Origin of the sequence: Azospira sp. (assembly GCF_030247495.1) — a bacterium.
GTDB classification, from domain to species: domain Bacteria; phylum Pseudomonadota; class Gammaproteobacteria; order Burkholderiales; family Rhodocyclaceae; genus Azospira; species Azospira oryzae.
On the sequence record NZ_JAOTRW010000004.1, the window covers coordinates 176,285 to 192,937 of the forward strand.

Consider the following 16,653-nt stretch of genomic DNA (forward strand, 5'->3'; position numbering starts at 1 on the left):
AGGCTCGGGTGACGTCGCGCCCAGGGACACCCCCAGGGCATCGAGGCCGAGCGGGCTGGAGAAAATAAGCACTCTTAGAACCCGTCAGGGACAGCGAAGAAGGGGCCGGTGTCACCGACCCTGGCCACCGCCCAGCCGGGAACGACATTTTCACCGACGGTGAACCCGTCCGTTGCGGCCATCAGGTCCATCAACTCCCCCATGTAGAAGCATGGCATCTTGCTCGGCGCCATGACCACCGGGAAGATCGGGGCGATGGTGGGCGCCATACCTCCTGCCACGCGTTCTCCGGGCATGGGATTACCCGGATACCAGGTTGGCTGGAACAACGGGGAGAATAGAATTCCCTGGGCCTGGGTTGTATCGGCAGCGTCGAAGCCGGCACCGGCATGAGCAATCCCAGACCAGGATGGGGACCAATACCCTGAAACCGGGCCGAGACTCACAGCCAGGTAACGCGGGAAGATGCCTTCGTGCATGTCACTCGGATAGCGGCGTACCCGGCTCCCCGCAATGGTCAAGATGCCATTAACTTCAATCCGCCAGGAGCCGGTGATACCGTTCAAAACGCAATGGACATCTGCACCACTCGGGATGGCAGCGCTGACCCAGCTCGTAAAGGCGACACCCCGAATGGCCGCTCCGATTCTAAGATTTCCCGTGCTGTCATCCACGTTCCAGGTGGGAAAGTCCTCAGTCGGACCTTCCGCTGTGGCCACACCGAACTGCTTTAGCCCGTAGGCTGCAGCGGCCGTTATCTCTTCAAAGCCACAAGCAATCGCATTGCTCAAAATGGCATCGGCTAGGCCGGTGATGCCGGTGTGGTTGAAGTCGGTCATGTAGGGAGTTGTCATGCGCTTTCTCCCTGGATGCCGATTGCCACGTTGTCGCCGGAGACCGAAGCGGCACCGGCCGGAGTGACCCGCTGCAGCCACAACGGAATGGCGGCCGGCTCGGTGGAAAACGTCAGCGTGTCGCCGGCGACCCAGGAACCGCCCCAGACATCGGACGGAATGGAGAAATAGACACCGCCCGCAGGGTTGGCCGGCGCAAATGCGGCCGCCGTGGTGCCGCTGGCCACCCCGACGCCCAGGACGTCACCATCCAGGCGGAAGGCCGTGGAAGAGGTAAAGGTCAGGGTCCAGTTCTGCAGCACCGTGCCCCGATTGCTGCCGGCCGGCTTGGCACCGCTATGGGTTCCTCCTGCCGTAGCGGCAACCGGCACCGAGGCACCGGCCTTGACCGAGGCATAGGTAAGGACGCTGGCCACGGTCACCGCCCCGGCCGCCGGATCAAATGCGGCACCGAGGGCGGCGGTAAGCGTTACTGTGGCCGTCAGGCCGGACCAGATAACGTTATCGACCATGGCGAAGGCCTCGGCGCCGCCACCGCCGGTGGCCGGCATGTTCGCCACGCGGATGGCATCGCCTACCCGGATCGGTCGCAGGTTAGCGAACTCGGCATGCTCAAAATCGACCACCAGCTGCAGCGCATCTGCAGCGATAGCGGCCGCCAGGCGACCGACGCCATAGGGGCGCCCGATGACTTCGTTTTGCGTGTCGCTCTGGGTGCCGGCGTAGAGCAGCACGTATCCATCACCTGGCGTGACGTCCTCGAGGAACACCTTGGCGTCGATCATTTCCGCTTCAGCGGCGCTGGCCACGTGGAGGAAGACCTTGCGGTAGTGCTCGGCGCCGGCCAGGCGCTGGGCCTGGGTAACGTCGGGGAAGAGATTGTTCTTCACGCTGGAGACGACGGCCGCGCTGGTCATGCGCCCCCCGTTCTGGGCCGGCACCGTATCGGAGGCCAAGGCGGCCCGGCGGAAGATTAGTTCGTTACCTGCAATGGGCATGGATGGCTCCTATACGGTCTTGAGCTTCAGGGAAGCGGTGTAGTTATCGGAAGGTGAATAGTTGGCCATGGGCCACACGGGCTGTGCAGTGAACGCCTGTTGGTTTTCTTCATGGCGGAAGCGCACCTGGTAGCTTTTCCCCCGCAGCACCAGGGTGTAGATGGCCTTCGGCCGGGACGCCAGTTCCTGCAACGCCTCGACGTCGGAACGCTTGATCCATTTCCCGGATTCGAGCGTGATGGGCCGGCCGCCAACCAGGGCGCTTGAGTAGTTCAGCTCCGACCCATCCAGGGCGCGATCCGAGGCACCGCTCACCGGAATCCAGGAGAACTCATCCGTCCACAACAGGCCGTCCGGCAAAAACAAAGTATCGAGACGGATCACGCTGCCACCTCCTTTTCACCACCGCCACCAGAACCGTCGCTGATGACGTAGGTAACGGTCCATCGAGATATCACTTGGGACTCGGACGGCAGGGCACCAGCGCCCCGAAGATTCAGGCGGCCCTCTGGTAGGGGGATATCAACGTCCTCACCAGGCTGCAGGGTCGTCTTCTCGGAAGAGCTGCTGACGATCCGTTCACCGGCCAAGGGCAGCTGGTAGTAAGCCCGAAGGGAGAAACCAGCCAGGGTCACAGCAAAGGGCCAGGGGTTGCGAAAACGGATCTTGCCGCCCTCTGGCCAGACCGCCACCAGCGACCACTCGCCGTTGTCGTCCTGGCTGCTATAGGTCTGGTGCTTGGCCAGGGCCTGCACCGCCATGTCCTGGTCGTCATAGACCTCAAACTGCACTAGGTGCCGTCCATTCACCGGGCGGCCATTGCCAATGCTGGCGGACTGAATTTCCAGAGCCCCTGCCTTGTTCAAGATTCGATGGGCATAGGTCGTATAGTCATGCCCCTGATACATGGCGTAGAAGCCTGAGTACCCCGCCTGGAAGTCGAGGTAGACGCGATAGGTGCCAGCCATGGGGGCGGTATCGATGACCCCGAGCGAATCAGGGCCGGCGCCGATCATCAGCTCCGGCTTCAACTCCCCTGCCGTGAAGACATTCCACCGCACATGATCCTGGATGCACCTTCCGTCAGGACGCTCAAGGGTCAGCGTAAATTTCGAGGCATCAACGCCTTCGGGCCGCACAGTGAAATCTCCATCCTCCTCGAGCCGCCAACTGGGGAGCGTGGCCGGGGGTTCCCGATAGGTGACCGTACCGACATCGAAGTTGCCGCAGTTCAGGACCAGGCCGAACTGGTTGTTGGCGATAAGGACGTCGCCGTGGTACCTAAACGAACCCAGGAACAAAGGCGAATGCGAGGGCGTCCGCAGGGAGAAAGACGCCCCTTGCAACTTGGAAAAATCAAATATCAGGTTGATCTCCGCCTGCGCTGCCGTCGCAAAGAGGGAGCGACTCACCTTGCCCAAGGTGCTGGGCACGCCGAAGGTCAGCCGCAGGGCCGTCTGCAGGCGTGTCTCCTGTCCAATGCCGCCAGATTCCAGGGACGGCATGGCCGTGGATAGCCTCAAATTAATGCCGGTAGATGCGGGTGTCTCAGCCGGCTGGTCCGGGTTTTCATAGCGTCTCCAGGCCTCGGCCATTCTGTCTCCGGCATCGGCGACGAAGCGATAGCGGGCTCTGTCGGCCATGTAGTTGTTCTGGAAGTGCTCGACCCACTCAGGCTTGGGCGGCGCGTCCCAGTACGACATGTTTTCATCATCAGCCACCCACTCGCCGAGAATCCACTTATCGTCCTCTGCCAGGTAGTCCCGCAGATCACGGCTCGGCGGCTCACCCCGGCCGAAGTGCAAAGAAAGGGCGGAAGAAGCCATCAGGCCACCCGGCTCAGTTGATTGAGTGCAGCCACCAGGCGCTCGGCTTCGCTGCGGTCGGACTGCACCCGCACCGGCTCTTGCAACCCCGGCAGGGAAAGATTGACGTCCACAACGTCGCGGGAGCTGCTCCCGTTTGCAGCGGCCGCACCGGGGATGCCTACCAGGCCGCCCACGGCGAACGCCGGCAGAGGGGCGCGCATGGCGTTGTAGTTCAACATGGTCCCGAGACCGTAGTAGCGGACTGCTTCTTTACGGATCACCACCTCACCAGCCTCCAGCAGCGCATGGATGCGGTCACCGCCACCATATCCGGGAAGATGCCCCCCGGAGTTGAAGCGCTGGGGAGCAATGCCGACCAAACCACCGACGCTGTGGGCCTCTACCGTGTTCTGGACAACGGTAACGGTGACCGTCTTGTCCTGCAGCGCATCAAGAGAGGCCTGGATTGCCGTGATGTTGGCCTGGGCTGCCTCGATGTTTGCATCGATCTCGATCAGGCGCTTTTTCTTCTCCAGCTCATCGAGCTGGGTGGCCAGGTCGGCCAGCTGCTCCTTCAAAGAGGCCGCCTTGGTAGCGGCGCCTTCGGCGGCCTTCTGGTTTGCATCGCCAGCCGTCTTGGCGGCGTCGGCTGCGATCTTCCCGGCCTTCTCCACGATGCCGATGGCCTGGCCGGTGTTTTTCAGGCTGCTGCCCAGGGATTCGGCCTGCTTGGCCAGGGACTCGGCCGCTGCTGCTGCCTTTTCAGCCCCGGTGGTATCTCCCTTGCCGGACAGGCGCACGGCCTCGGCGGCGCGGGCTGCTGCGGCCGCCAGCTTTTGCTGGGCCTGGGCAGCGATATCAGCCTGCTGGGCCGACTCGGACATGTCCCGGCGGCGAAGCTCCCGGACCCGGTCAGCGGTGGACATCTGGATGTCAGCAGCCCGCTCGTAGGCGGCGCTAGCGGCCTGGCGGTAACGCTCCACGTCACGGAGGGCTTCCTCCATGTCGTGCTTCTTCTTCTCGGCGAGCTTTTGCACCGCCTTGATACGGGCCTCAATGGCCTTTTCCTCTTCCAGGACTTCCTTGCCAGCCAGCACAGCCTGGCGTTGCGCAGACGCCTCGGCGAGCTTCTTCTTCTGGCCTTCCAGCTCCTGGTGCAGGCCGATCATCTTGTTGGCCCAGTCGGTAGCCGTGGCCAGGGTGCGGCCGATATCGGCATTGGGATCGGCCAGGACGGCCTGCTTCAATGCCCGCAGCTTCTCGGCGGATTCGGTAAGGCCGGCGGATTTCAGGCGCTCGATCTGGGCGTTGAACTCTTTATGGACTTGAACAGCGCGGGAGATTCGGGCGCTTTCGTCGTCCAGTTCCTGCCCCCCCATGAAGCGCTGATAGAACCACTCCACGGCTTTTCCACCAGCATAGAAGCCGGTAGCCAAACTTGCCGCTCCGACATTGAGGCGGGCCAAATAGGGGGCCATCAGGTTCATATTTGCCGTGGCAGTGGTCAGTGTTCCAGCCAGGCCCGCACCAACGCCAAAACGGGCAGAAACCGTTCCCGCCATCCAAGCCAATGACCCCAGCGCCACACGTAGCGTCCCAATGCTATTTGCTACGGCCAAGCCAATGACAATGAATCCCCCAACTGCACCAATATCCTTTACGAAATCTCGGACGCCAGCAGTCATTGCCATGAGAGCATTGGCTATTGCTGTGATAGCAGGAAGGAACGGCGTTCCCAGAGCATCCCCCAGGGCCTTGACCTGCTCCGTCATCCGCTTGATGGCGGCCTCGGTAGTGCCTGCCTGCTTGGCCGCCTCCCGGCCGACGCCGCCCTTGGCTTCTTCGGAGGCAGCCAGCTTCAGGGCATCCCGGTATTTATCCACCCCCTCCGCCAGCAAGGCTATATCGTCGGCGTACTCCCTGCCGATGAAGCCGGACAGCACGTCGATCTTGACCGACTTCGGCAGCCGCTCCAGGGCTCCCAGGAACGTCTCTACCGCCTGCTGGGGCTCGGTCTTCAGGATGGTCGAGAACTCGGTGATGGAGAGGCCTGTACGCTTGAAGGCCTCCTGGGCCTTGGCCTCTGCACTTTCGACGGTCGCCAGCTTCTGTAGCAGCGCGGCGATGGACGTTGCTGCAATTTCCGGGGGGCGGCCTAGGGAGAGGAAGGCCGTGGCCAGGGCGGCAGTCTGGCGGGCAGAGAGACCAAAGATATTGGCCATGCCCGACACCCGGGTCATGACGTTGAGGATGTCCTTCTCGGTGGCGTTGGTGTTGTTGCCCAGGTAGTTGATAGTGTCACCGAGGTCTTGCACCTGCTCCATGGAGAGGTGGAAAACGTTCATCAGCTTGGCGATGGCGTTACCGACGTCCTCGGCCGACATGCGGAAGGCAATGCCCATGGTGCCGGCGAGTTGCACGAACTCACTCAGCTTGTCGGTGGGGATGCCCATCTGGGCACCGGCCGCCGCCATGCCTGCCAACTCCTGGGCGGTATAGGGCAGGGTCTGGGTGAGGTCTTCCAGCAGGGTCTTGAAGCGCTCCAGCTCCTTGGGCGACTTGAAGTCGGCGACCTTGGAGACTTCGGCCATGGCGGTTTCCATGGCCATGGCCTGGCGGGCGGCCAGGCTCAGGATATAGAACTGGGCAGCCAGAGCCACCGCGCCCGCCCGGACCTTCTCAAAGGTGCCCAGCAACCCATTCTTGGCGGCCTGCAGTTCCTTGGTGCGTTCGATCACCTTCAGCTGGGCCTGGGCCAGCTCGGCGGCCGACAGTTTGCCGCTGGCAGCCAGGCGGTTGTAGGAGGCCTGAACCTGGGCGATCTGCCGATCGATGTCACGGAACTGGGTGACGCCCAGGTTGTCCCGGGCGGTACTGAGCCGGGATGCCTGCTGGGCGCGCTCGGCCTGGGCCTTGGTGGCTGCCGCGTAGCGTTCGGCCTCGGCGGCCGCCAGCGCTTCGGCCTGGCGTGCCCGATCCAGAGCGGCGGCATTGGCGACCAGCTCGGTCCGGCGGTTCATCAGCGCGGCCGTCTCCGCTACCCACTGCTCCTTTGCTGCCCGTGTGGCACTGGCGGCCGACGCCGTGGCCTTGGCCAGCACCTCCTGGCTGCCGCCCGAATCCTTGGCCGTTGCTGCCAGGCGCTTCAGCTCGGCCTCCCCAAGGCGCCACTGGATATAGGCCTTGTCGGCTGCTTCCCTCCCGGATGCAAACGCGCTAAGCTGGGCTTTGCGGGTCTCTTCGAGAGCCGCTACCGCGCTTTTCGCATCGCCGGTAAGTTTTAGCGCAACGACTAAATCGGAGCCAGACGCCATGAAGGTTTCTCACAAGTCCTTGGAAGTTGCCCCCTGGGCCGGGGGCTTGCTGGGTGCGGTTGCGCTCTTGTATCCCGCTGCTGGCCAGGGCATGGCCTTGTTGCTGCTTGGTGCCCTGGCACTTGGCGGTATTGCCTTTGCGGCCACCTTTCTCTACGCGCTGGCCCGGGGCTGACCTACTTCTTTTGATGCCGGCCCAGTGCCTGCATGAAGACGCGCCACGGGTAGTCCCAGACCTGGCTGTGCCCTAGTTCGGCCAGAGCCAAGGCCTGGTTTTCCAGCCAAGTCAGGCTGCGCTCTTGGCTAACGCCTTGGCCCCCGCCTCCTCCAGCGTCTTCCGCAGCACGAAAAAACCCTTGTTCACCTCCTTGCAGAAGTCCCGCAGGCTTTCCAGCTGAGACGGGGTCGCCTCCTCGATCTCTTCGTCCGTGATGTCGGTCATGATCTTCAGATCGGGAAGGCTCACGTCACCGAGCAGGACCAGATCGACGGCAGAGAGCTTTTCCAGGTCTTTCATCATGCCGTCGGCCAGCCAGGCGCGGATTTCCTTGACGGTCAGTTCCCTGACCTTGATATCCCGGACGCCTTCAAGGGGAAAGGTATTCTCAACGCGCATGGCCATGGTTAGAAGCCCGTCCGCACGCGCATGTACTTGGAGAGGCCGACGCCGGTCTTGGTCTCATCCTTTTGCAGGGTGCCTTCCAGGTCGAGGGAGACGAAGTCGTCGCCGATGAATTCGATGGATTTGGCGGGGGTGAATTTCACCTTGTAGAACTCAGCCAGGACGGGCGTCTCATCTACCTCATTGACGCCGTCAAGAACCAGGTAGTAATCCCGGTTGATATCGACCAGGGCTTCGATGTTGTGGCCAGCCAACTTGCTGTAGGCCACTTTTAATTTTTCATCAGCCGCGATGGCACCCCCTTCCAGGAGAACGAAGCCGGCGCGAACACGCCGGTAGTCCTCACCCTCAACGTAGGGATCGACGCCGGCATCCGGGGTAACGGTCATGGGCTGGGTCATGTCCTGGGGGAAATCAAGCATCACCAGAGAACCAGTGCTACCCGCCGTATGGGCTTCTGCAGGAACGTTGCCGGCCGCGAAGGAAGTAGCATTACCGCCCAACGCCAGTTCCAGGTTTTTGACCGGCACCTTGCGCAAGTTGATAACGATTTTGGCGGACTTGACGCGGGTCGACTTGGTATCGACACCGCCGCCCGAGTTTTCGTAATCGGGCAGCTCTTTCTCGTCCAACTCGACGGAATAGCTAACCTTGGAAGAGTTACCCAGGGGCTCCGGGGTTTTTGTTCCATAGGGGGCCAGGTAGGGAGCCCCCTTGAGGATGGCGGCAGAACTGTAGGGCATAGTGATCTCCGGTAAATCCAGGGCGGATTGAATAGCGACAGGGCCATGCTAAGGCCCTGCACCGGAGGTCAGCAGGGGGGCGGGTGTCGGCAGTTAAGGGGACAGGTCGGCCAGTTCCTGGCGCAATGCGGCGGCGTCGGCTTCCAGCTGCAGCAGCTTGGCGGCAGGGAATTCCGGCGCCGGCTTTCCCGCGACCAGGGCGGCAGCAACCTCCCGGGCCGGGCGAATACTGGCGGTGTCGATGGCGGCCAGGGCACCCATGATCTCGGCGCGGCGATCCGGCACCGTCTCCGGCAGCGGCGCTTCCGGTTGCGTGATGTCTTCTGCCACCCAGGCACCAGCCTCGGGCCGGTAACGCTTTCCGGGCTCTACCTGGGGCGGTGCCAGTTCAATGCATCCACCGGGAATGATGAACACGCCCGGCTCCCGCTGGCATGCATCGGCCACCGCCGGCCCCACGAAGTAGCCCGCGTCATCGAGCTGAGAAACGATCTTTTCCATGGTCATGCTTCAGTACTTGATACAGGCCAGCATGGCCACGTTGCGCGGACGGGTTTCTGTGCCGCCAGTCGACAACGTCCCCGGGTTCTGGACAGTTGCTCCTCCATACATACCTCTAGCAGCACCAACGCCACCCCCGCTAATAAAGACCGCGGAGGCATACTGCGCATGGCTATGGGTTTTGAAGTCATCTTCTTGATCACTGCCTATGGCGCGTCCAGTATCCACACCCCGACCATCGTCCAGGCCACGCAGGAATTCTCCGCGCAAGTCAGGAATGCGGAAGGTGGTGGAACCGTCGCCAGGGGAAAACTGGCCAGCCTGCCATGCTGCATCTGATGCCGCCATGTTGCCGCTGGCCACCTCGACCACCTCCAGGTGGTGGTTTTGAATCGCCACGACCTCGGGTTTGCCGCTATGAATGACGGCCAGCTCCCGGGTAATGACCTCGACAATTTCACGATTCACCCGGCCGCCTCCAGGTAAGCCACCCGCCCCCTGAAGAAGAGGGATGCGTTACCGGAGGCGTCGACGAATGTCAGCCGGTAACGGCTATGGGTCTCAGCAATGCCCCGGGTGTCTTCGCCACTCAGGCGGATGGCCGTCGTTCCCTCGGCGCCGCCCAGGGCGACATGCCCGCTTTCCGTATTGAAACGGAGCGGTGCCGCCGTAGGATCGGTCGCATCGAGCAGTACCAGCTCGGCGCGGCAGCCGGTCAGATCAATTGGGGTTCGGTCAGGGTTGAGGCGGGTGAAAAGGAACTCCCAGGGGAAGCCCATTTCGATGGCATGGGGGCCGACCAGGTCAAACGAGGTGGCTGCCATCAGTCCTCCTCCACTCCGGTCAGGGTGTGGGTGGTGGCCACCGCCACCGGCAACAGGTAGAGCCCGCGCTTGGGGAGCCAGAGCGGCCCGCCGGCCGGGGCCAGGGTGAAGCGGGAATAGCCTTTGGCGGGCCGCCATCCCAGCAGCCCCTTGAGCAAGGTATCAGCCAGGGCCAGCGCCTCACCTTTGGCTCTTTGGGCGGCGCCGGCCTGGGCGGAGGACGCAACGGCAATGGCCAGGAGCCAGGTGCTTTCCACCTTGGCATCGGCTCCGGTTTGGGTCAGCGGCTTGTAACCATCGTAGGCGATGGGGATTGCCGGCAGGGCGGGCAGCTTGGCGGCTTCGTCCAGAAGGTCACCGAGGGACGGGCTTCTATCCTTGAATTTCGGCAGCAGCTCACCGACGCGCCGCTGCAGGGCTTCCTCAACAGGGGTGAACATGTCAGCTTTCCCCGAAGGTGCGGGGGCGGGTCCGGACGACCATGCCGCTGGCGGCCGGGGTCGGCATCGGTACGGTGGCCGGGGCAACCGGCAGGGCCATCAGCCCCTTGCCGATGGACACCAGGTCTTTCATGGCGGCATCGTAGCGGGCCTTGACGGTGTCGTTCATCACGCTGACGTAGAGGTAGCCACGGGCCAGGTCGAGAACATAGCCCCGGACAGCCTCGGCCGGGACCGGCAGGGTATAGCGGCCGGCCAGGTAACCATTGACGGTCGTCTCGGCGCGGACGATAGCCCGGTTGGCCACCGTCGCGTCGATCTCGCCGGCCGGAGGGTCGGCACGATCCGTCAGATCACGGATTTCACGCTCCCCGAACTCGGCGACCAGGTCAGCGACGGTGGCGTAGGACATGGTTTAGATGCCCCGGACGATACGGATCAGGTCACCATCCGCCAGGGCCGCATCCAAGGCGATGCCGTTGGACAGGCCTGCATCCTTGGGAATGGCCTTGCCCGCAGCATCGGACTGGACATCGGCGCCTGCGGAAACGGCCGCACCGGCTTCCACCAACATGATGCCCAGCACATTGGCCGGAGCAACGTTACCGGACTCGGTGTCGGCCTCAACAACGCCGATGGCCTTGGCACCGGCCGCGCACAAACCGCCGTCGAAACCGACAAAGCGGCGCTCCGGCAGATCGGAAAGGGCCAGCAGCGAGTGCACCAGCACTACTTTTTGGGTTTGGTTCATTTCTTCACTTGCTCCTGTTTTTTGCCGGCGGCGGTGGCTTTCTTACCGTTACCAGCGGGGGGGGTGACAACAGCAGGATCACTGGTCTTTGCCGTTACCGGCTCCAGCCAGCGCTCTGCATCCTTGGCGGCGGCATCGTCCAGATCGACCTCACCCCCCTCGGGGATGGTGTTTCCACCCCCGAGGTCCAGGTCGATACCGACAACGCGATAGCGCTTGGTGGTCATGGCTTAGGCGTTGGTGTCGGAGATCAGATAGCCGGCATCGGCACCGACGATCACGGGCTTGTAGATGTCGGTATGGCGGACGTTCTGGACCTTGCCGCCGGAGCCGCCGTCGTACTTGTCGGTTTCCGGCATACCCTTGAGGCGCAGGGTGTAGCCGAAGCTGGGCTCTTCATAGTCGGCATTGCGGCTGGCGTTGGGCTTGGCCACATAGGCCAGGATCACGTTGTCGCCCCAGATGTCGTCGGTGGTGATTTTGTTACCGGCACCGGAACCGCCCAGGGCTTCGCCGATCTGGATGTCGTCGACGCCGAACAGCATCTTGAGATGCTCCAGGGTAACCAGCTTACGTTCCTGGGAACCCAGGGCCGCCTGCAGCTTGGTGTGGAACTTGAGGGACTGATAAACGGAGGCCCCCATCACGATGGTGTTGGGCCGCTTGCCGATCCGGCCGCGGATCACTTCCTTGCCGGCTTCCACGTCAGCGATGGGGTCGCCGCCATTGCCGCTCCAGCGGGCAGTGCCAGAGAGAGCCTTCTTTGCCCCGGCCTGGAAGCTATTCGGATTCTGAGCCAGAGCGGCGCAGGCGTATTCCCGGCGCAGATCGATGGCATCCTTCACCCGCTTGGCGGCGCGGGACTCGGCGTCGAACATGGACTCGGACTTTTCCCGGTAATCCACCGGGTAGGCCAGGTCGTGTTCCCGAAGGACCACGTCCAGCTCACCGATGCCGTCGGGGACCATGACATTGGAAGCAGCCCGGATGGCCCGCTCCGTATCCCACAGCAGGAAGGACTCCTTGCCGAACAGGGGAACGACGACCCCTTCCTTTTCGGTGATGGCGATGGGGAAAAGAGATTCGCCGATGTACTGGGCATTGCTGTAGCCCCGGGCGATGCTGGTGAGAACCGGATCGACGACCCGGAGCGACTTGAGACGGTCAGCCATGGTGGCGACTCCTTCTAGGTTGAGGCAGGCAGCGCCGGCCGGTTATTACTTGATGAGACGGCGGACGGCGTCCTCGTAGGGGATACCTTCCTTGGCGGCCAGGGCCGTTGCCTTGTCATGGATGGCCAGGCGATCCGCATCGGTACGCTTCTCCGAGAACTCAGCATCAGCCTCCGGCTGACCAGCAACCTTGTCCTTGGTGGCCAGCTCGGAAAACTCGACCAGGTCGGGCAGACCGGAGAACAGGCCCTTGAAGGCTTCGGTCAGGGGCTTCTTGCTTTCGCCTTCGCCGAACTCCACCGGGGTTTCCTGGCTGGCCAGGTGGTCCAGGGTGGCCACAACCACCTGGCGCTGTTCCGGTTTGAGCTTGCCGGTGAGAGCCTCGGCAAAGGCCACGTTGTCGTCGTGGCGCTTGGCCAGTTCTGCCTGGCGGGACTGCGCCTGCAGCTGAGAGATTTGCTGCTGCAACTGGGCGTTCTTGGCCTGCAGCTCGGCCGCTTCTTCCGGTTTCACGGTGTCTTTCTCCTGGGTGGTGGTGGGCGGGTCAGAAAAGGCGGGGCCGAGCTGGCCGGATTCTTCCGCCCGCTCCTGGCGGGCTTCGTCTTCCAGGTTGGCCACGGCGTAATCGGGGATAACCTTGTCGGCCTCTTCCAGGCCGTACTTGCTGATCCACCAGTCACGCATGCGGCGGAACAGGAAGGCGACCTGGGTGTCTGCCCAGCCGGAGAACTCAACCCCTTCGGTAAAGCAGACGCAGCCGTCGTCATCCTCGGAAAACTCCGGCTCATCCATGCCCTTGACGGAGGGGGGCTCGGCACCAAGGAAGCCGATATGGCGCAAATACCAGACGCCCGGGACCGGGTTGTTGGGGTCCGTGGGCCGATAGAACTTGGAGGAAATCGTGCCGTAGCGGCCGGTATTGACGCTCTCGGCGAATTCGGGAGCGACCTTCATGGGCTCGGCATACAGGCCTTTGCTGCCGGCCGTCAGGGCCTTGGCCCAGCCTTGGGCGGGATCGTCGGTCTTCGGATGGCCGATCACCAGGGGCGCCTTGTGCAGCTTCGGGTCGTAGGCTGCGGCGGTTGCCCGGAGGTCGGCCTCGGTGAACTCGATCTCTTCCCCGGCTGCCGTGGTGCGCTTGCCAGCTTTGAAGATGTGCAGGAGCTTGGGTGCCTTGGGAGGCTGGGGGGCGGTTTTGGTATCCATGCCGGCAGTTTGGATGCCGGGCAGTACGGTTGGCAGGGGGGCGGATGTCGGCAGTGGAACGACTACCGGAGGGGGAGAAAGGGGGGGGTTGGCGATTTTGCGGGGTTCGTTATGACCTTCGTCTGTCATCAGGGGCCGTTACTGGCGCGTTACTGGCGATGAGAGCGGACCTCCTGCGCCCGTGATTCACGCCAAGGCGAAAAAATCGATCCTGGCGCGATTGTGGGGCTCTACTGTTCGCGCTCACCCTTCCCACTCAAGAGGCCCTATGAAAAAACAGATCCTGCTCGGTATCACCCTCGCCGCTCTGGGCGCAACCGCCGCCATCGCCCAGGAGCAGTCACACCCCCAGCAACTTCCGCAAGTCGGTCGCTTTCAAGTGATTGAGGCCACCTTCACTTCCGCCCCCGACAACCCAGAAAAGCAATTCATGGGGGTGCTCAGACTGGATACGGCCACTGGCGAGATGGTCTTTTGCGACTACATCTATCTTCACGCAAACGACAAGCAGTGGCACGCCAATGGGAACTGCGCGCCTTTCCAGGCGCCCCAGGGATACCTGATCAACAAGCGTCAAAAGAAGTAGAGAGCCCCACCTGGATCACTCCAGGTAGCCGGCGATCAGCTCCAATATGGCGGAGCGGTCGCCGGCGGACAGCCCCAGATAGGGCCGCGCCGGAATGTCGCCCCAGGGAGCCCCGCCTCCCAGGGAGCCCTTGTCGGCGCCGTACTGCATTACCGCCGCTTGGATGCGGTTGGAGCCGACCTGCAGAACCGCATCGGTTGCCTGGTAGAGAATCTGGCTGCCCAGCTGCCGCGTCGCCCCTACCAGGGGCTTCTTGTTCTGGGCCAGGGCGGCCCCCCGGGAAATGATCCGTCCGGTCTTCTTGCTGTAGCCCCCCCGCTCCCCGATGTAGCGCTCCATGGTGGTCTGGCTGTTGGACGCCCAGCGGCTGCCGTCTGGCGCCCGGGACTCCACAAAGCGCATGCGGGTAGTCTCGGCCAGGTGTTCGCCGATGGCCAGGAGCAACGGACGCGGGCGCTGCAGGCTCTTCACCTTGGCCGCCAGGGCCGATTGGACGGCCAGCTCGTTGGCCTCGAGCTTGACCATGCTCATTGCAGCACCGAGGCGGCATGGGCCGCCAGGGCGGCCCCGATCTGAGGAGAGAGCCGGATCAGCTTGTCATCCACGAAGGCCTGCAGCTCGTCCTTGGCCCTGGCGCCGGGCATGTAGTCCCAGCCCTTGTCGATACCCATGGGGGCGCCCGTCCGGGGATCGATGCCGTCGTCTGGCGGGTTGTCGAGGATGCGCAAGCCCCAGGCCTTCGCATCATTGATGCTGACGGCCACGATGTAACACTGACAGCCCCAGCCGTTGGGGGTGTAGTGGGTCTGGAACCATGGATGGTTTGCCGGCAGGGTGATGCCGTTCCATGACACATGCAGAGGGCGGGGGTGCAGCACCGAGTCCCGGTGCCGATAGGTCCAGAACGGCTTTACCTTCAGGAGGTCGGGGTCCAGTAGCTGCTTCAGCCGGCCGGCGGAATAGCTGGTGTTGAGGTTGGTCTGGTAGATGACCCGGGTCCGCCAGTCCCGGCCTTCCTTGGTGCCGTCGCCGGTCCAGCCGGACCAGCCGTGGCGGCCGACGATGCTGTCAAAGTCCTTGCGGAACTGCTCCAGGGTGGTGCCCTGGGCGATGGCCTTGGCCACGGCGTCGGCCAGGTCTTGCAGCAGATCGGCGGCCTGGGCGCCGGCAACTACCCAGGCCCGGTCATGGGCGGCCGTCTGGATGTCGTCCCACCGCTCGGTCGGTAACGCCAGCTTGCCCATGAAGAAGTCGATCTGTTCCTGGAACGGTAGCCGGGCCACCGCCTTTGCATCTCCCTGGGGCGGGAAGTTGATGGCCGCCATCAGCTTTTCCCGCCGACGCCGGTCTCCTGGACCACGTCAGCCACACCGGCCAGCTCGGCGGCGGAAAAGCCCAGCTCCATGACCTTGGCCAGGCGCTCCACCGGCAGGTCACCAAAGGCCTGCAGCAGCTTGTCCCGTACATCTTCCAGGGTTTCGGCCTGGTCAATGATCAGGCGCACGTGCTTGAGGATGTACGCCCAGGCCTGCGCCCCTTCCCTGGCCTGGGTATCGGCCGCCACCTCGGCGTAGGTCGGCGCTGGCAGACCTCCCTCGGAGAACTGGGCCGGCGGCGTTACCTCGGTGTCGGCCGGGCCACCGACCTGGGGAGCCAGGTCACCAGGCTTATAACCGTAGGCGCGTTCAAAGTAGCGGTTGGTGAACCTGGCGCCGGACTCGGATACCGACTTGTCGCGGTCAGCCTGCAGCTTGTCCTGGGACTCCTGGTCCCACATCGACCACACCGGCCGCTCGGTGCTGCTCCAGTTCAGCTCCACCGTCCAGCGGATCAGCTCGTTGAGCGTCTCTGCCACAACTCCCGCATCTCCATCCCGGATATCGTCGGCCACTTCCAGGCCGGCCGTGGCGCTGGCCCGGTTGGAGTTGGCCTCCACCGTCTGGTTTGTGCCGGTCAGGGCAATGCTCACCTCGGAGCGGCAGTACATGACCAGGCGCTCGTACAGATCGGCGCTGGCCGACTTGCCGGCCGCCTCGAGGATTTCCACCGAGGAATCGTCCGGGATCACGGCCACCGCATCCTGGATCATGGCTTCCAGGTTGTCGGCCAGCTGGTCCTTTTCGCTCTGTTGCGTTCCGCGCGGGGTTTTGCCGACCGCCCAGGGCGTACCGTACTTCTCGGCGAAGTTGAGCCAGAACTTCACCCCGCCCTTCTTGAAGACGATGGGCCAGAAGCACATGGACAGGTCGGGGAAGCCGTAGGGGTTGGCATAGGTGGGCTCCTGGCGGGCCACCAGGAACTTCATGGGCGGCAGCTCTTCACCATTGACCGGATTGGAGCGGCTCTTGAACCGCAGCTTGTTGTTGTCGTCGTAGCCGAACCACTCGGCCGGCTTGGACTCCACATTGACGGGGACCACCAGCCCCCCGACCTTTCCCCAGGAAACCTCCAGGGGCTGGTAGCCATAGAGGACGGCATCGAGAATCTCGCCGATGATGCGCTCCAGCTGCAGGTCGGCGAAGATGGCTTCGATGTTCTTGGCCACCCGATTCTTGGCCTTCTCCCGATCCAGGCCCCACTCCAGTGCCTTTACGGCCGCCTTGCGGCGACGGACGCAGCCGCCGACGTGGGCATCGGAACGCAGCTCACGGTAGACGCGCAAGTCCTGGCCCCTGGCCTTGAGTATCGGGTCCGGGTTGGGGAGCAGCGTTCCCAGGCTGAAGAAGTCCGTGCTGCGGCCCCGGGTTGCGATCTGCTCGGACAGACTCGCCGCCTTGCCGGCCTCGGAGAACCTGACGAATTGATGCTCGTTGATGTAGATGCCTTGGGCCATG

The 16,653-nt window shown here is 63.4% G+C and carries 21 protein-coding genes; 2 read left to right on the forward strand and 19 right to left on the reverse strand.

Features of this window, described 5'->3' with window-relative positions; all coding sequences use genetic code 11:
* Positions 1 to 74: 74 nt before the first annotated feature.
* From OEL49_RS06720 to OEL49_RS06740, 5 genes are read right to left on the reverse strand one after another with little or no spacing between them, the layout of a single operon-like run.
* The gene (locus tag OEL49_RS06720) at positions 75 to 854 is read right to left on the reverse strand and encodes a hypothetical protein (protein WP_287874254.1); all 780 of its coding nucleotides are present in this window, start codon (positions 852 to 854) and stop codon (positions 75 to 77) included.
* Positions 851 to 1,852 carry a hypothetical protein gene (locus OEL49_RS06725; RefSeq protein ID WP_287874255.1) on the reverse strand — a complete coding sequence of 334 codons (1,002 nt, stop codon included), beginning with the start codon at positions 1,850 to 1,852 and terminating at the stop codon, positions 851 to 853. Before OEL49_RS06725 ends, OEL49_RS06720 begins: the two co-directional genes overlap by 4 nt.
* A gap of 9 nt (positions 1,853 to 1,861) precedes the next feature.
* Positions 1,862 to 2,236 carry a hypothetical protein gene (locus OEL49_RS06730; RefSeq protein ID WP_287874256.1) on the reverse strand — a complete coding sequence of 125 codons (375 nt, stop codon included), beginning with the start codon at positions 2,234 to 2,236 and terminating at the stop codon, positions 1,862 to 1,864.
* Positions 2,233 to 3,678: a hypothetical protein gene (locus tag OEL49_RS06735; protein WP_287874257.1), complete on the reverse strand. Its 1,446-nt coding sequence runs from the start codon at positions 3,676 to 3,678 to the stop codon at positions 2,233 to 2,235. Before OEL49_RS06735 ends, OEL49_RS06730 begins: the two co-directional genes overlap by 4 nt.
* On the reverse strand, positions 3,678 to 6,974 hold the full coding sequence (locus OEL49_RS06740) for a phage tail tape measure protein (RefSeq protein ID WP_287874258.1): 3,297 nt from the start codon (positions 6,972 to 6,974) through the stop codon (positions 3,678 to 3,680). The genes OEL49_RS06735 and OEL49_RS06740 overlap by 1 nt, the downstream gene beginning before the upstream one ends.
* Between OEL49_RS06740 and OEL49_RS06745 the strand changes: the two genes are divergently transcribed.
* On the forward strand, positions 6,973 to 7,149 hold the full coding sequence (locus OEL49_RS06745) for a hypothetical protein (RefSeq protein ID WP_287874259.1): 177 nt from the start codon (positions 6,973 to 6,975) through the stop codon (positions 7,147 to 7,149). The two genes, OEL49_RS06740 and OEL49_RS06745, sit on opposite strands and share 2 nt — an antisense overlap.
* A 111-nt stretch (positions 7,150 to 7,260) precedes the next feature.
* On the opposite strand, the gene OEL49_RS06750 is transcribed toward OEL49_RS06745, so the two are convergent.
* The 11 genes from OEL49_RS06750 to OEL49_RS06800 form a co-directional block, all read right to left on the reverse strand.
* On the reverse strand, positions 7,261 to 7,596 hold the full coding sequence (locus OEL49_RS06750; RefSeq protein WP_287874260.1) for a hypothetical protein: 336 nt from the start codon (positions 7,594 to 7,596) through the stop codon (positions 7,261 to 7,263).
* A gap of 2 nt (positions 7,597 to 7,598) precedes the next feature.
* Positions 7,599 to 8,339: a hypothetical protein gene (locus tag OEL49_RS06755; protein ID WP_287874261.1), complete on the reverse strand. Its 741-nt coding sequence runs from the start codon at positions 8,337 to 8,339 to the stop codon at positions 7,599 to 7,601.
* A gap of 93 nt (positions 8,340 to 8,432) precedes the next feature.
* The gene (locus OEL49_RS06760) at positions 8,433 to 8,840 is read right to left on the reverse strand and encodes a hypothetical protein (RefSeq protein WP_287874262.1); all 408 of its coding nucleotides are present in this window, start codon (positions 8,838 to 8,840) and stop codon (positions 8,433 to 8,435) included.
* Positions 8,841 to 8,849: 9 nt separating this feature from the next.
* A complete protein-coding gene (locus tag OEL49_RS06765; RefSeq protein WP_287874263.1) occupies positions 8,850 to 9,308 on the reverse strand; it encodes a hypothetical protein in 459 nt (152 codons plus the stop codon).
* Positions 9,305 to 9,664: a hypothetical protein gene (locus OEL49_RS06770; RefSeq protein ID WP_287874264.1), complete on the reverse strand. Its 360-nt coding sequence runs from the start codon at positions 9,662 to 9,664 to the stop codon at positions 9,305 to 9,307. Before OEL49_RS06770 ends, OEL49_RS06765 begins: the two co-directional genes overlap by 4 nt.
* Entirely contained in the window at positions 9,664 to 10,104 is a 441-nt protein-coding gene (locus OEL49_RS06775; protein ID WP_287874265.1) for a phage tail terminator protein, read from the reverse strand. The genes OEL49_RS06770 and OEL49_RS06775 overlap by 1 nt, the downstream gene beginning before the upstream one ends.
* Before the next feature lies 1 nt (position 10,105).
* Entirely contained in the window at positions 10,106 to 10,516 is a 411-nt protein-coding gene (locus OEL49_RS06780) for a gp436 family protein (protein ID WP_287874266.1), read from the reverse strand.
* A gap of 3 nt (positions 10,517 to 10,519) precedes the next feature.
* Complete coding sequence (locus tag OEL49_RS06785) at positions 10,520 to 10,855, reverse strand: DUF2190 family protein (protein WP_287874267.1); 336 nt, start codon at positions 10,853 to 10,855, stop codon at positions 10,520 to 10,522.
* Positions 10,852 to 11,082 carry a hypothetical protein gene (locus OEL49_RS06790; RefSeq protein WP_287874268.1) on the reverse strand — a complete coding sequence of 77 codons (231 nt, stop codon included), beginning with the start codon at positions 11,080 to 11,082 and terminating at the stop codon, positions 10,852 to 10,854. Before OEL49_RS06790 ends, OEL49_RS06785 begins: the two co-directional genes overlap by 4 nt.
* 3 nt (positions 11,083 to 11,085) lie before the next feature.
* The gene (locus OEL49_RS06795) at positions 11,086 to 12,027 is read right to left on the reverse strand and encodes a hypothetical protein (RefSeq protein ID WP_287874269.1); all 942 of its coding nucleotides are present in this window, start codon (positions 12,025 to 12,027) and stop codon (positions 11,086 to 11,088) included.
* Between the two features lie 45 nt (positions 12,028 to 12,072).
* Positions 12,073 to 13,233 carry a hypothetical protein gene (locus tag OEL49_RS06800; protein WP_287874270.1) on the reverse strand — a complete coding sequence of 387 codons (1,161 nt, stop codon included), beginning with the start codon at positions 13,231 to 13,233 and terminating at the stop codon, positions 12,073 to 12,075.
* 268 nt (positions 13,234 to 13,501) lie between these two features.
* Here OEL49_RS06800 and OEL49_RS06805 point away from each other — a divergent pair, with 268 nt between their 5' ends.
* Entirely contained in the window at positions 13,502 to 13,819 is a 318-nt protein-coding gene (locus tag OEL49_RS06805; RefSeq protein WP_287874271.1) for a hypothetical protein, read from the forward strand.
* 15 nt (positions 13,820 to 13,834) lie between these two features.
* On the opposite strand, the gene OEL49_RS06810 is transcribed toward OEL49_RS06805, so the two are convergent.
* The 3 genes from OEL49_RS06810 to OEL49_RS06820 are packed head-to-tail and all read right to left on the reverse strand — an operon-like array spanning position 13,835 to position 16,652.
* On the reverse strand, positions 13,835 to 14,350 hold the full coding sequence (locus tag OEL49_RS06810) for a phage virion morphogenesis protein (RefSeq protein ID WP_287874272.1): 516 nt from the start codon (positions 14,348 to 14,350) through the stop codon (positions 13,835 to 13,837).
* Entirely contained in the window at positions 14,347 to 15,144 is a 798-nt protein-coding gene (locus OEL49_RS06815; RefSeq protein ID WP_287874273.1) for a phage minor head protein, read from the reverse strand. Before OEL49_RS06815 ends, OEL49_RS06810 begins: the two co-directional genes overlap by 4 nt.
* Complete coding sequence (locus tag OEL49_RS06820; RefSeq protein WP_287874274.1) at positions 15,144 to 16,652, reverse strand: DUF935 domain-containing protein; 1,509 nt, start codon at positions 16,650 to 16,652, stop codon at positions 15,144 to 15,146. Before OEL49_RS06820 ends, OEL49_RS06815 begins: the two co-directional genes overlap by 1 nt.
* Between the last annotated feature and the right edge of the window lies 1 nt (position 16,653).

What these genes read in the sequence shown, in the direction of transcription:
- OEL49_RS06720 (WP_287874254.1), bottom strand. Translation starts at nt 854, where the DNA reads ATGACAACTCCCTACATGACCGACTTCAACCACACCGGCATCACCGGC.
- OEL49_RS06725 (WP_287874255.1), bottom strand. Translation starts at nt 1,852, where the DNA reads ATGCCCATTGCAGGTAACGAACTAATCTTCCGCCGGGCCGCCTTGGCC.
- OEL49_RS06735 (WP_287874257.1), bottom strand. Translation starts at nt 3,678, where the DNA reads ATGGCTTCTTCCGCCCTTTCTTTGCACTTCGGCCGGGGTGAGCCGCCG.
- OEL49_RS06745 (WP_287874259.1), top strand. Translation starts at nt 6,973, where the DNA reads ATGAAGGTTTCTCACAAGTCCTTGGAAGTTGCCCCCTGGGCCGGGGGC.
- OEL49_RS06740 (WP_287874258.1), bottom strand. Translation starts at nt 6,974, where the DNA reads ATGGCGTCTGGCTCCGATTTAGTCGTTGCGCTAAAACTTACCGGCGAT.
- OEL49_RS06750 (WP_287874260.1), bottom strand. Translation starts at nt 7,596, where the DNA reads ATGGCCATGCGCGTTGAGAATACCTTTCCCCTTGAAGGCGTCCGGGAT.
- OEL49_RS06755 (WP_287874261.1), bottom strand. Translation starts at nt 8,339, where the DNA reads ATGCCCTACAGTTCTGCCGCCATCCTCAAGGGGGCTCCCTACCTGGCC.
- OEL49_RS06760 (WP_287874262.1), bottom strand. Translation starts at nt 8,840, where the DNA reads ATGGAAAAGATCGTTTCTCAGCTCGATGACGCGGGCTACTTCGTGGGG.
- OEL49_RS06770 (WP_287874264.1), bottom strand. Translation starts at nt 9,664, where the DNA reads ATGGCAGCCACCTCGTTTGACCTGGTCGGCCCCCATGCCATCGAAATG.
- OEL49_RS06775 (WP_287874265.1), bottom strand. Translation starts at nt 10,104, where the DNA reads ATGTTCACCCCTGTTGAGGAAGCCCTGCAGCGGCGCGTCGGTGAGCTG.
- OEL49_RS06780 (WP_287874266.1), bottom strand. Translation starts at nt 10,516, where the DNA reads ATGTCCTACGCCACCGTCGCTGACCTGGTCGCCGAGTTCGGGGAGCGT.
- OEL49_RS06785 (WP_287874267.1), bottom strand. Translation starts at nt 10,855, where the DNA reads ATGAACCAAACCCAAAAAGTAGTGCTGGTGCACTCGCTGCTGGCCCTT.
- OEL49_RS06790 (WP_287874268.1), bottom strand. Translation starts at nt 11,082, where the DNA reads ATGACCACCAAGCGCTATCGCGTTGTCGGTATCGACCTGGACCTCGGG.
- OEL49_RS06795 (WP_287874269.1), bottom strand. Translation starts at nt 12,027, where the DNA reads ATGGCTGACCGTCTCAAGTCGCTCCGGGTCGTCGATCCGGTTCTCACC.
- OEL49_RS06800 (WP_287874270.1), bottom strand. Translation starts at nt 13,233, where the DNA reads ATGGATACCAAAACCGCCCCCCAGCCTCCCAAGGCACCCAAGCTCCTG.
- OEL49_RS06805 (WP_287874271.1), top strand. Translation starts at nt 13,502, where the DNA reads ATGAAAAAACAGATCCTGCTCGGTATCACCCTCGCCGCTCTGGGCGCA.
- OEL49_RS06810 (WP_287874272.1), bottom strand. Translation starts at nt 14,350, where the DNA reads ATGAGCATGGTCAAGCTCGAGGCCAACGAGCTGGCCGTCCAATCGGCC.
- OEL49_RS06815 (WP_287874273.1), bottom strand. Translation starts at nt 15,144, where the DNA reads ATGGCGGCCATCAACTTCCCGCCCCAGGGAGATGCAAAGGCGGTGGCC.
- OEL49_RS06820 (WP_287874274.1), bottom strand. Translation starts at nt 16,652, where the DNA reads ATGGCCCAAGGCATCTACATCAACGAGCATCAATTCGTCAGGTTCTCC.